The organism is Ferrovibrio sp. GW821-FHT12F09 (assembly GCF_058806775.1).
Map to the genome: position 1 here is coordinate 1,344,679 of NZ_JBXAPZ010000001.1, position 10,978 is coordinate 1,355,656.

11 protein-coding genes are annotated in these 10,978 nt (G+C 58.0%); 9 read left to right on the forward strand and 2 right to left on the reverse strand.

Annotated features, from left to right (window positions below; all coding sequences use genetic code 11):
* Positions 1-19: 19 nt before the first annotated feature.
* Entirely contained in the window at positions 20-784 is a 765-nt protein-coding gene (locus AC1ROB_RS06775) for a siderophore-interacting protein (RefSeq protein ID WP_492971963.1), read from the reverse strand.
* A gap of 354 nt (positions 785-1,138) precedes the next feature.
* Between AC1ROB_RS06775 and AC1ROB_RS06780 the strand changes: the two genes are divergently transcribed.
* Together AC1ROB_RS06780 and AC1ROB_RS06785 are read left to right on the forward strand one after the other, a co-directional pair.
* Positions 1,139-2,236, forward strand: a complete 1,098-nt coding sequence (locus tag AC1ROB_RS06780; RefSeq protein ID WP_492971962.1) for a Rieske 2Fe-2S domain-containing protein — start codon at positions 1,139-1,141, stop codon at positions 2,234-2,236.
* A 76-nt stretch (positions 2,237-2,312) separates the two neighbouring features.
* On the forward strand, positions 2,313-3,320 hold the full coding sequence (locus tag AC1ROB_RS06785) for an ABC transporter substrate-binding protein (protein ID WP_492971961.1): 1,008 nt from the start codon (positions 2,313-2,315) through the stop codon (positions 3,318-3,320).
* A 297-nt stretch (positions 3,321-3,617) separates the two neighbouring features.
* Here AC1ROB_RS06785 and AC1ROB_RS06790 read toward each other — a convergent pair whose 3' ends face one another.
* Positions 3,618-4,109 (reverse strand): hypothetical protein, encoded by a 492-nt coding sequence (locus AC1ROB_RS06790; RefSeq protein ID WP_492971960.1) that lies wholly within the window; start codon positions 4,107-4,109, stop codon positions 3,618-3,620.
* A 234-nt stretch (positions 4,110-4,343) separates the two neighbouring features.
* Between AC1ROB_RS06790 and AC1ROB_RS06795 the strand changes: the two genes are divergently transcribed.
* From AC1ROB_RS06795 to AC1ROB_RS06825, 7 genes are all read left to right on the forward strand, one after another.
* The gene (locus tag AC1ROB_RS06795; protein ID WP_492971959.1) at positions 4,344-5,000 is read left to right on the forward strand and encodes a TetR family transcriptional regulator; all 657 of its coding nucleotides are present in this window, start codon (positions 4,344-4,346) and stop codon (positions 4,998-5,000) included.
* A 139-nt stretch (positions 5,001-5,139) separates the two neighbouring features.
* Positions 5,140-6,201: a BMP family ABC transporter substrate-binding protein gene (locus AC1ROB_RS06800; RefSeq protein ID WP_492971958.1), complete on the forward strand. Its 1,062-nt coding sequence runs from the start codon at positions 5,140-5,142 to the stop codon at positions 6,199-6,201.
* A 62-nt stretch (positions 6,202-6,263) separates the two neighbouring features.
* Positions 6,264-7,025, forward strand: coding sequence for a cysteine hydrolase family protein (locus tag AC1ROB_RS06805; protein WP_492971957.1), 762 nt, complete (start codon positions 6,264-6,266; stop codon positions 7,023-7,025).
* Positions 7,022-7,480 carry a RidA family protein gene (locus AC1ROB_RS06810; protein WP_492971956.1) on the forward strand — a complete coding sequence of 153 codons (459 nt, stop codon included), beginning with the start codon at positions 7,022-7,024 and terminating at the stop codon, positions 7,478-7,480. The genes AC1ROB_RS06805 and AC1ROB_RS06810 overlap by 4 nt, the downstream gene beginning before the upstream one ends.
* Positions 7,481-8,953 (forward strand): ABC transporter ATP-binding protein, encoded by a 1,473-nt coding sequence (locus AC1ROB_RS06815; protein WP_492971955.1) that lies wholly within the window; start codon positions 7,481-7,483, stop codon positions 8,951-8,953.
* Positions 8,950-9,978: an ABC transporter permease gene (locus AC1ROB_RS06820; protein ID WP_492971954.1), complete on the forward strand. Its 1,029-nt coding sequence runs from the start codon at positions 8,950-8,952 to the stop codon at positions 9,976-9,978. Before AC1ROB_RS06815 ends, AC1ROB_RS06820 begins: the two co-directional genes overlap by 4 nt.
* Positions 9,971-10,849: an ABC transporter permease gene (locus AC1ROB_RS06825; protein ID WP_492971953.1), complete on the forward strand. Its 879-nt coding sequence runs from the start codon at positions 9,971-9,973 to the stop codon at positions 10,847-10,849. The genes AC1ROB_RS06820 and AC1ROB_RS06825 overlap by 8 nt, the downstream gene beginning before the upstream one ends.
* Positions 10,850-10,978 lie beyond the last annotated feature (129 nt).

Sequence of the window (10,978 nt, forward strand, 5' to 3'; positions counted from 1 at the left end):
GTGCCATCCGGGCGGATCATCAGTTCTTAGCAACCCGCTCGGTATCGCGGAAATCGACCTCTCCCTTCTTCCAGTATCCGGACGCAGTGATTCGACGACGGTCCATCTTCCGGGTCACCAAAAAGTGTTGACGAACGGCGCGGACGACAGAGGTTTCGCCGGAGAACCATACTTCCGCGGCCTCGGGCAGATGGGACGCCAGCATGGCATTCTGCAGTGTCTGGCTGTCGCTTGGCGCCATTTCGCTGCGCGGGAACCAGCGATACTGGACTTGGGCGCTGGAGCGTATCCGCTGAATGTCGGAGGTATCGGGCACCTCGATGAGGGCTTTGACCTCAATGCCTGAAGGCAGGGACTCCAGGATTGCGCTGATGGCTGGGAGTGCAGTCTCGTCACCGCCAATCAGCAGATATCGTGTGTCGCTATCAATCTGAAAGCCGCTGCGAGGTCCGGCAATCTGGATGATGTCGCCGGGTTTTGCACCTTCGGCCCATGTCGAGCATGGACCGTCGCCGTGCAGAACAAAGTCGAGGTCCATTTCGGCCGTTTCAGGCGAGAAGGCGCGGATTGTATAGGCGCGGCCAGACCGTGCGCCGTCCCGGGGATTAGTGACGAACAGCTTCACCCATTGTCCGGGTAGCGTGACCTGGAAGCCTTTCAGGTTCGCCCCGGCGACCGTAATCCGTTTCATATGTGGCGTAATTTGCCGCATCGAGCGCACTTCGACGTCAAATGAGCGCCGTTCCGGCGCGGTATGGCTTTCTGGAGAAGAGGACGTAGACATAGCGTGCTTTTCTGAATTCAATCTTTTCGGGAGCTACATTTCTGTCAGCGCACTGATGTGAGGGGGCATAGCAGTCTCGCCACTTCTCCTCAGGGCATCCAATTAATTTGTTGGTGTGAGTCATAACGTCTTTGAATTGGCGCTCCCGACTTACTCAAGCGAAGCTGAACAGGCAGTCATCACGGTTCGTTATTTAGGGCGTGGTTATAATTATTGGCCGGTCATGTGCAGCCATCTCATAGTTTCTGCGTCACCCATGTGACACCACGGCCCAGCAGCTCGTGTCCCTAGCGGGAAGAACAGATTGGTCAGCAGGCGCGTCAGTTACGATGCGTTGCTGACGAAGAGGTCTCAGTGGCACAGAATCCGTCAGTCGCATTGCGACCGCCGATTGCCACCAAAGAAGGTGGCGCCGTCAACTATCCCTACAATCATTGGTGGGTCGCGGGCCTGTCGGAAGAGCTGGAGCCAGGACAGCTGCTGGAACGCCGCATCCTGGGTAAATCGGTGGTCATCTTCCGCACAGCGGATGGCAGGATCGCAGCCTTGGAGAACCGCTGCCCGCATCGTCAGGCTCCCTTGTCGCTGGGCGAAGTTCGGGACGACGCCATCATGTGCCGCTACCATGGCTTCAGGTACGGCCTGGATGGCAAGTGCAAACATATCCCGACCCAGGCCACCATTCCCGGCAATGCCGTGGTCCGCTCCTATCCGGTGCAGGATATCAAGCCGCTCATCTGGATCTGGACGGGTGACCCGGCGCTGGCCGAGGGTGTGGAGCCTCAGCATCTCTCCTGGCTGGATGACCCAGAATACGCCCTGATCGGCAGCTATATGCCGCTCAAGGCCAATTACATGAGCCTGAAGGAAAACGTCCTCGACCTGACGCACTTCGGCTTCGTGCATGCCAAATCCTTCCAGATCACCGACTGGGTGAAACCGCCGGAGACAACGGTTGGTGCCGACGGCTCGGTCAGTTTTGAGGTCGCATTTGAAGATGTGCCGATCCCGGCGATGTATCGGGCCTTGCTGGGGCTGGATGCCTCCCGGAGGGTCAACAGGAAGAGCTGGGGGCGTTCATTGTCTTCCGCCATTCACGAGGCCTGCCTGGAGCTGACGGTCCGCGATCCCGCGCCTGGCGAGCGTGAACTCTACATGTCCCGCTACACCCACATCACCACACCAGAGACATCGGGCACAGCTCACTACTGGTGGTTCAGGGGCGGCGACTACGCTCAGAACAATAAGGTTGAACTGGAAAGGCTGCGCGAGCTCATCGTTCAGGGCTTCCTGGAGGACAAGGTCGTTCTGGAGGCCATTCAGGCCGCCGCGGATGCCGATCCGGACTATGTCCACGGACCGGAAATCAGTGTTCAGGCGGACCGGCCTGGCCTGCAGGCACGCCGGATGCTGGACCGCCTCCTGCGCAGGGAACAGTCGAAATCAGAGTGAACGACCATCCCATAGCCGCGGGGGCGGGCCTCGGTCATCGGGGTATTGGCGGGATGGAATAACAGGGGGACGAAAAATGAAGACGACAACAGTGCGAAATTCTCTGCGCGGTTTGGTCGCAGTGATAGTGGCGGCAACCTTTGCATCGACTGCAATGGCCCAGACCGCACCGGCGCAGAATTTGAAGGTCCGCATGGATTGGGTGCCCAATGGCATCTATGGCGCCTTCTATTACGCCGCTGAGCGTGGCTATTACGGCAAGGAAGGCTTCAAAGTCGAAGTTCTTCCGGGCCAGGGCTCGAACTCCACCCTCGATTCAATTGTGCGCGGCGAGACTGACTACGGCTTTGTGAGTTGCTGGGCTACGGCATTGGGTATTGCCAAGGGGCGCGACCTCATTTCCGTTGCTACCGTCACCGGCAAGTTCGGTCCGGGCTTCTTCTTCCCGAAAGATGCCAACGTCAAGTCGATGAAGGACCTGCAGGGCAAGACCGTCGTCATCAGCGCCGGTGCGGCAACGGACCAGCTGATTCCGGCGGTTCTGGCTGCAAACGGCATGGCGCCCGACGCACTCAAGGTGGTGAACGTCGACCCGTCGCAGAAGACCGGCACCTATGTTCGCGGTCAGGCAGACATCGTCGGCACACATTATGCCGCATCGGCACCGGCGATCGATAAGCAGCGTCCGTCCGGACATATTCCGTGGGCATCGCCGACTTTCGCCATGCCGGATTTCTGCATCATCACCTCCAAGGAGAGGCTGGAAAAGAATCCACAGCAGGTCGAGAAGTTTGTGAAGGCGACCCTGGCTGCTGCTGCCGAGGCGCAGAAGAAGCCGGAAGACGCGGCGGCCGCAGCGCTCGCCATCAATCCGATTATGGACAAGGCGAATACGCAGCGCGAATGGCAGCTCATGACCGAACTATTCTTCTCCGAAGACACAAAGACCTGCCCACACGGTTGGCATTCAGCAGCCGACTGGACCAAGGGGCTTGAGGTCCTGCAGAAGTATGCGGGCCTGGAGGGGGCAATCGCCGACCACTCGAAGTTCTATTCGAATAAGTTCTTCACCTGTAATCGGTGAACCGTTGCTCATTCCCGATTTAAGCTCTGCCGAGCTTTGGATCGGGAATGAGCTTAGTGCAGATGACTCTCAAATATAAAGTTGGCAGACACCACGGGACACGAAGCGTGCTGCAGCGCAGGCACCAAGGTCCCAACGTATGACTTCAATAGGTTTAATACGTTGATGGGGTTCGAGGAGGTCTGGCGCTTCGACCAGAAGTACGCTGAAGGCGAATGATGTTGGTGCAAACATGGCAAAAGTTGTTTTTTGGACCTTGGAGGCGAATTTAGAGAATGTGAACGCTGTAGCACGGATTTACTGCTCCGCCTTTGCCAAGTCGGCCTGAATGCCAGTCGCCCATTCCCTGAAAGCCCTGGTGTCCACTGCAAACTGCTCAGCAGTGACATTTGCGACGGCGAAGATCTGACCGCGTTCCTCATGAGGCTCGGCATACCGGTTGGCCTGTTCAATTTCTACGCCGATATCCTCCTCCTTGGCGCCAAGCTTCAGGACGAAGAAGGGGCGCTCGGGGTGGTCCCGGTGCATGGCTGAGGTCAAGGATAGCCAGGCAGCCCCCATGGCCACCGCATTGGCTTCCTGGCCACCTTTCAGATGGTCGCCGCGTTCCAGGCTGTTGGCCAGCATGTCCCACATATGCAGTCGAAAGACCGGGAGGGAGAGACCTGACTGGCTCATCATGCGGCCTGCCATGTTGGAGAACTGAAGGGCGGTGGCCAGCGGCAGTTCGAACTGGAGGTCGCCAAGGCCATATTGGATGGCGAAGGTGTGAACGGGGGCGGCAGGCATCGGAAAAGGTCCTGTTACGGTCTCGGGCTGGCAGAGATATATGACCGGCAACTCTGGCGGCGTCATCCCCCGGGAGTGTTCCTGGCCGAAATGGCTTCCGTCGCTGGAGTCTAAACACCCTACCAGCAGGTAGCTTCCAGCGGTTGGCAAATTTATCTATGGCGGTACTGCAAGTAAGCATTTATTTACAACCGTCCTTGCCGTATCAATCAGAAAACAGCTTTGGTTTCATAGATGTCGCAAAGTACAGGCCGACGACCGAAACAGTCTCCAGCTACCCGGAATCCAGACGAGTCGCGTCAGCGTATCCTTGACGCGGCGATGAATGAATTCTCCGCCAAGGGGTATGCCGGGGCCCGCATCGACAGGATTGCCGAGCGTGCGAAACTCAATCCGCGGATGATCTACCATTATTTCGGTGGAAAGCAGCCGCTCTATATTGCCGTCCTGGAAACGGGCCTGAAGGAGCTCCGCGACGCCGAGCGCAGTTTTTCGTCCGACGAGGAAAGCGCTCTCGATGCCTTGCTGCACCTCTACGAGTTCATCCATCGACACTTTGCCTCGCATCCCAAGCTTGTGAACCTGCTCAGTACCGAGAACCTGAACAAAGCGAGCTTCCTGAAGCGATCCAACCTTGTGCCATCGATTTCATCCCCAACGATCGACCTCATCGCAAGCCTCCTGAAAAGGGGAGTAGCCGACGGAACAGTACGCGCGGGGATCGATCCTCTGCAGCTGTACGTGTCGATGGTGGCTCTAAGTTATTTTCATCTGTCGAACGGGCACACGCTGTCAGTGATTTTCCGCCAGGATCTACTGGGCCCGAGCTGGTTAAAGCCCAGAGCCGCTCACACTGCGGAAATCTTTCGGAGCTATCTGACACCAAATTAAGCATGAATTCCGCGCCTGCACGAAAAATGTGCGGGCTGGTATACTCCGTCAGCTATCTAAAGCATTGAGAGGAAATGAACATTCTCTGGCACGAAGGTTGCTAAGTAAGTAAACGAATACTTACTTAAAGGAGGCAAGCATGCGTATCGGAGCACTGACCGGGGCAATCCTGGCACTTGGAATCGCTGTTACAGCACAGGCCAGCGACAAGAAAATCGGCTTCATCTATGTCGGCCCGGCCGCCGACTATGGATACAACATGTCCATGGATATCGGCCGCAAGCAGGTCGAAGCCGCCATTCCGGGCGCGACGACGACTGCCTTCGAAGCAATTCCGGAGACGGCGGAAGTCGAGCGCAGCATGGAGCGGCTCATCAATACCGGGCATTCCATTATCTTCGCGACCAGCTACGGCTACCTCGACTACGCCATCAAGCTCGGACAGAAATATCCCAAGGTTTCGTTCCTCCATGCTGGCGGCCTGAAAACCTCATCCAACGTCGGAACCTATTGGGCCGACAGCGATGACGGGATGTACCTCGCAGGAATCATTGCCGGTTCTGTCAGCAAAAGCGGCAAGCTGGGCTTCGTCGGCGCCTTCCAGATTCCGCAGCTTCTGCGGTCGATCAATGCCTTCACCTTGGGCGCACAGTCGGTAAATCCGAATGCCACTACCACGGTCGTATGGACCGGCGGCTGGTGGGAGCCACAGAAGGAGGCGGAGGCCACCAACGCCTTTGCTGATCAAGGTATCGATGTCGTGGCCGAGCAGGTCGATTCACCGATCACGATTGCTGAGGTCGCCGAGAAGCGCGGCATCCATATCATCGGCAAAGACGTCAACATCATGGACCGGGCTCCTAATGCATGGTTGACCGGCGTTTCGTGGAATTGGGGTCCGATGATGGTGGATCTCGTGAAGCAAATTCAGGCTGGCACCTGGAAACCGTCCCATGTCCGCGGCAACCTCGCCTCAGGAAATGCCGTGCTCGACCCGTTCGGCAAGGCAGTTCCGGAAGTCGTCGCGAAGAAGGTCCTGGCTGAAAAAGCGGCCATCATCGGCGGAAGCAAGGTTGTCTGGCAGGGCCCCGTCATCAAGCAGGATGGCACGACAGCTGCATCTGCTGGCCATAAGATGACCCTGCAGGAAATCGAGACCATGGACTACCTGATCAAAGGCGTCATCGGCTCTGCCAAGTAACCGGGATAGATGAAAATCCACCCGGCCTCCGGCCGGGTGGATTGGAGGGTAGGATGACAGGCATGAAATTGATGGGCGCCAGACCCGAACAATCCTGGCAGGTCAGTCGCGACCTGGTTGACATGACCCGTCCGGCGAGGCCTGTCCGACCGGTCAAGCTCGAGGCCTTGCCGCAGAATATTGTGGTTGATGCCAACAAGTCGGCTCTGGTTATCGTCGATATGCAGAATGACTTCTGCACGGTAGGTGGCTGGATGGACAGTCAGGGTATCGACGTCACACCAAACCAAGACCCGATCGAGCCGCTGAAATCTCTGGTTACGGCATTCAGAGAGCATGGTTTGCCGGTAGTTTGGGTGAACTGGGGGGTCCGCAAGGATCTGCTGAATATCAGCCCATCGCTGATGCACGCTCACAACAAATTCGGTGACGCAGTGGACCTGGGCAGTCCAGTCCCGGGAACGCGGTCCGAAGTCCTTCGTGTCGGAAGCTGGGGTGCCCAGGTTGTCGACGATTTGAATCCCGGCGACGCCGATATCCAGGTGACGAAGCACCGCTTCAGCGGATTCTGGGACACCGACCTTGACGCGATCCTGCGAAACCTAGGCGTCCGAACACTGTTTGTCGGCGGCGTGAATCTCGACCAGTGCGTCATGACGACGCTCGAGGATGCCAACTTTCTCGGCTACGACACGATTCTGGTCGAGGACGGGGCGGCGACAACATCTCCCGATTACTGCGTGCAGGCGGCGCTCTACAACATCCGCCTTCTCTTCGGCTTCACGCTCAAGTCCGGCACGCTTCTCCAGGGATTAGCAAAGTGAGTGAAGCGCGCATTCTTGAGTTGGGGTTAGAGCTACCTAATGTCCCAACACCATCGGCCAATTATGTCGCCTGGCGTCGCGATGGGCGTTTTCTGGTACTGGCCGGACAGGTCTGCGAGTGGAACGGCAAAGTGCTGTACACGGGAAAAGTCGGGCGCGATCTAGATCTAAGTACCGGTCAGGCTGCAGCGCGAATTTGCGGATTAAACCTTATTGCGGCGATCAGGCAAGCCTGCGGTTCCCTAGACAAAGTCCGTGGCTGCCTGCGCTTGGGCGGGTTTGTGAACAGCGATCCGGAATTTGATTCAGTTCCCGCTGTCATCAACGGTGCCTCAAATCTGATGATGGAGGTATTCGGCCCGGCCGGTGCGCACGCTAGAACGGCGGTCGGCGTGACGACCCTGCCGCGAAAGGCGGCCGTCGAAGTCGACGCCATGTTTGTCGTCGAGGACTGAATGCATATCGAAATGCGTGCCATATCCAAGCGCTTCGGAGACGTGCATGCGTTGAAAGACGTAGACCTGGATATCCGCCCTTGCGAAGTGATTGCGCTGCTGGGTGAGAATGGCGCAGGCAAAAGCACTTTGATGAAGATTCTGCTGGGTATCTACCGGCCTGACGCTGGCGAGATACTTATCGATAGTGTCCAGACGACTATTCGCGATCCGAAGCACGCTACCGCATGCGGCATCGGTATGGTCTTCCAGAATTTCAGCCTGTTCCCGGCATTGAGCGTGCGGGACAATCTGAGGTTCGCTAATCCCAGTCTCGGGTTTTGGCTGAAATCCACCGACACGGACACAGCCCAGCGTCACCTGACGGCCCTTGCACCGGGAGTTGACCCATCGCGTCCCGTCTACACCCTGACGGTCGGTGAATGCCAAATGGTCGAGTTGGCCAAGGCCCTGAGTAGCGGTGCCAGGGTCGTGATCCTGGACGAACCCACGTCGGTACTTCTGCCGCCGGAAATCGAGCGGCTCTACGGATTCATTCGGGACCTTAAGGCAAGTGGGCGGTCAGTTGTCCTCATCAGCCATAAGATGGCTGATGTCGCGGCGGTTGCCGACCGGATTATCGTCATGCGCCGCGGAAATGTCGTTGACCGGGCGTTCGTTGGCGCGAGGTCAGCCGAGGAACTGGTCAAGGGAATGGTCGGCGAAGCGGAGATCAGGGACGTTCAGGAGCTTCCTCCACCCGGCGATATTCCATTTCTGCAAGTACGGTCCGTAAGAGCTTCAGGTTTGCGGACCATCGACTTCGATGTTCGCCGAGGTGAGGTCCTGGGAATTGCGGGTATATCCGGTAACGGCCAGAAGACGTTGGCAGACTCACTGGCCGGAGCCTTGCCTATATCTCATGGAGATATCGTCCTGGATGGCATCAGCATTGCCCGAAAGTTGGATGGAAAGCCGGACAGCCGCGTAGCTTATTTGCCCGAGGCGCCGCGCCAGAATGCGGTAGCCGAGGGATTGAGTAACTCGCTAAACTTGCTCCTTCGCCGTCTGCCAGCCATGAAGCGTTTGCCGAACTGGATGCTGGAGAGCGCGAGTACACAGGCTATGCTCGAAAAATTTGACGTTCGGCCCCCTGTTCCAGGAATGCTAACCGGGCAGTTGTCGGGTGGAAACCTGCAGAAGCTCGTAATTGCGCGAGAGTTGTCCGGACGGCCCGACCTTATCGTCGCGTGTTATCCAACCATGGGGCTGGATGTGGCGGCCTGCCATGCCGTATACGCAGCATTGTTCGAGCATGCCCGCCGTGGAGCAGCCGTAGTCTGGTTCTCGGAGGATCTGGACGATCTTCTGCGGTTTGCCCACCGTATCGCTGTCATGAACAGCGGCGAAATCGCCGGTATCCTGGATCGTGGCGAAGCAACGCGACAAGGTATTGGGCAGTTGATGGCAGCCCAAAAGCTGGCCGCCGCGTGATACCGATACAGCAGGCGTTCACCATTCTGGTGGTGGCGGCAGCGACCTTCCTGGCGGCTGTCGTTTTCTTCATGGCACTCGGTAAGCCCCCAATGACCATGATTGGCGCAATGATCCAGTATTCCTTCGGAGATGCCTATTCATTCTCCGAAACACTCGTCAAAGCGACTCCCATCCTATTCTGCGCCATGGCAACCATTATCCCGGCTCGCTTGGGGCTGATCTCCGTCGGGGCCGATGGTCAGCTCTATATGGGCGCATTGGTTGCGGCAGGCGTCATGATTGCCGCGCATGATGTCGGGCTGGGCTGGCTACTATTCCCCCTTGTTGGCGCTGCCGCTGTCGCGGGAGGTGCGTTCTGGGGAATTTTACCAGCATATCTGAAGGCCCGCATCGGCGTTCATGAAACGATATCGACGCTGCTGCTGAACTATATCGCGGTACTGTTGGTCAACTATGTGGTTTACGGCCCATGGAAAGACGCCAGCAGTCTGGGCTGGCCTGCAACAATATCCTTCCCACCCGAAGCGGCGCTTCCGACCCTGTTCGGCACCAGGATCAACCTTGGACTGGTCATTGCGATCGTTATGGCAGTGTTTGCGCACTGGTACCTGTCGCGAAGCCGGATGGGGACCGAACTGCGGGTACTGCGAGAAAACCGTTCCCTCGGGACTGCCATCGGCCTGAACTATGGGCGCGCCGCCATTGTTACCATGGCAATAGGCGGTGCGTTGGCGGGACTTTCTGGATGGGGAGAAGCATCAGCTGTCCAGGGGCGGCTGCAGCCTGGCCTTTCCCTGGGGTATGGCCTCACCGGGTTTTTGGTCGGGTGGTTGTCCGGCCACAACATACTTTGGGCCGTGGTGCTCTCAGTGTTGATTGGCGGCCTTTATTCGGCGGGTGATGCCTTACAAGACATTGCCCGGGTACCCGCGGCCAGCGCGATGGTTCTTCAAGGCATTCTGTTCGCCGTGGCCCTGAGTGTGAGCGGTTGGGGCAAGTTGCGAGCGCTCCGGCATGACTGACGCCCTGATTCTGGCATGGGCTGCGGCGATGATCCGCAGCGCCACTCCTCTCCTTCTGGCATTGCTCGGAGAGACAATGACGCAGCGGGTAGGTGTTATTAACCTTGGCATCGAAGGTCAGATGCTAGTAGGCGCAGTGGCAGGATTTGCCACTGTGGTTGTCACCGGCAATCCAGCGTTAGGCATGACTGCTGGAATGGCGGCAGGGGCAGCATTGTCTGTCGTGCATGCCGTGCTGTGTATTGGATTCAGGGTCAACCAGCTCGCCAGCGGTGTGGCGGTATGGACCTTGGGCTTGGGATTGAGTTCGCTGCTGGGACGTCCATACGTCGGCGGTAAGGTTCGGGGATTCGAACCAGTGTTCGGTATCAGTCCAATGGCGTTCGTTGCGCTAGGCCTGACAGTGGTGCTTGCTGTGTTCCTGGCCAGAACTCGGCGTGGCCTTCAGTGGCGTGCAGTGGGGGATTCGCTGTCCAACGCCAGCTCCGCCGGAATTCGGCCTTGGCGCGCTCAGCTGGAAGCCATCATGGTTGGCGGTACACTGTCTGGCCTTGGCGGTGCCGTGCTGGCGGTCGACTATACTCAGACCTGGGCTCAGGAAATGACAAAGGGTCGCGGCTTCGTTGCCGTCGGGCTGGTTATTGTCGCGAGATGGCAGCCCGCACTGGCTCTGCCAGTGGCGTTGGTTTTTGGGCTCTCAGAAATCGCCGTTCTCCAGCTGCAGGCCGCAGGAGTATCGCTCTCCAGCCATCTCCTGTCCTGCCTTCCATATGGGCTATGTTTCGTAACGCTGGTCGCTGCACACTCGGTCGCGAAGGTAGACCGGAGTATGCCCGCATCGCTCGCCCATGTTTTTAGAGGGGCCAGCTGAGGCATATCGGCTAACTCTGACGGCCTGTTCGCGAATCGGAAGCATGCTCTGGGCGCCAAGGCGCCGTCAAGGTGGCGCTCGGCCCGAGATTGATTTGGAGATTGCCCAGAAGGCTGCCCGTGTCTGTGC

What these genes read in the sequence shown, in the direction of transcription:
- AC1ROB_RS06775 (WP_492971963.1), bottom strand. Translation starts at nt 784, where the DNA reads ATGTCTACGTCCTCTTCTCCAGAAAGCCATACCGCGCCGGAACGGCGC.
- AC1ROB_RS06785 (WP_492971961.1), top strand. Translation starts at nt 2,313, where the DNA reads ATGAAGACGACAACAGTGCGAAATTCTCTGCGCGGTTTGGTCGCAGTG.
- AC1ROB_RS06790 (WP_492971960.1), bottom strand. Translation starts at nt 4,109, where the DNA reads ATGCCTGCCGCCCCCGTTCACACCTTCGCCATCCAATATGGCCTTGGC.
- AC1ROB_RS06795 (WP_492971959.1), top strand. Translation starts at nt 4,344, where the DNA reads ATGTCGCAAAGTACAGGCCGACGACCGAAACAGTCTCCAGCTACCCGG.
- AC1ROB_RS06800 (WP_492971958.1), top strand. Translation starts at nt 5,140, where the DNA reads ATGCGTATCGGAGCACTGACCGGGGCAATCCTGGCACTTGGAATCGCT.
- AC1ROB_RS06805 (WP_492971957.1), top strand. Translation starts at nt 6,264, where the DNA reads ATGAAATTGATGGGCGCCAGACCCGAACAATCCTGGCAGGTCAGTCGC.
- AC1ROB_RS06815 (WP_492971955.1), top strand. Translation starts at nt 7,481, where the DNA reads ATGCATATCGAAATGCGTGCCATATCCAAGCGCTTCGGAGACGTGCAT.
- AC1ROB_RS06825 (WP_492971953.1), top strand. Translation starts at nt 9,971, where the DNA reads ATGACTGACGCCCTGATTCTGGCATGGGCTGCGGCGATGATCCGCAGC.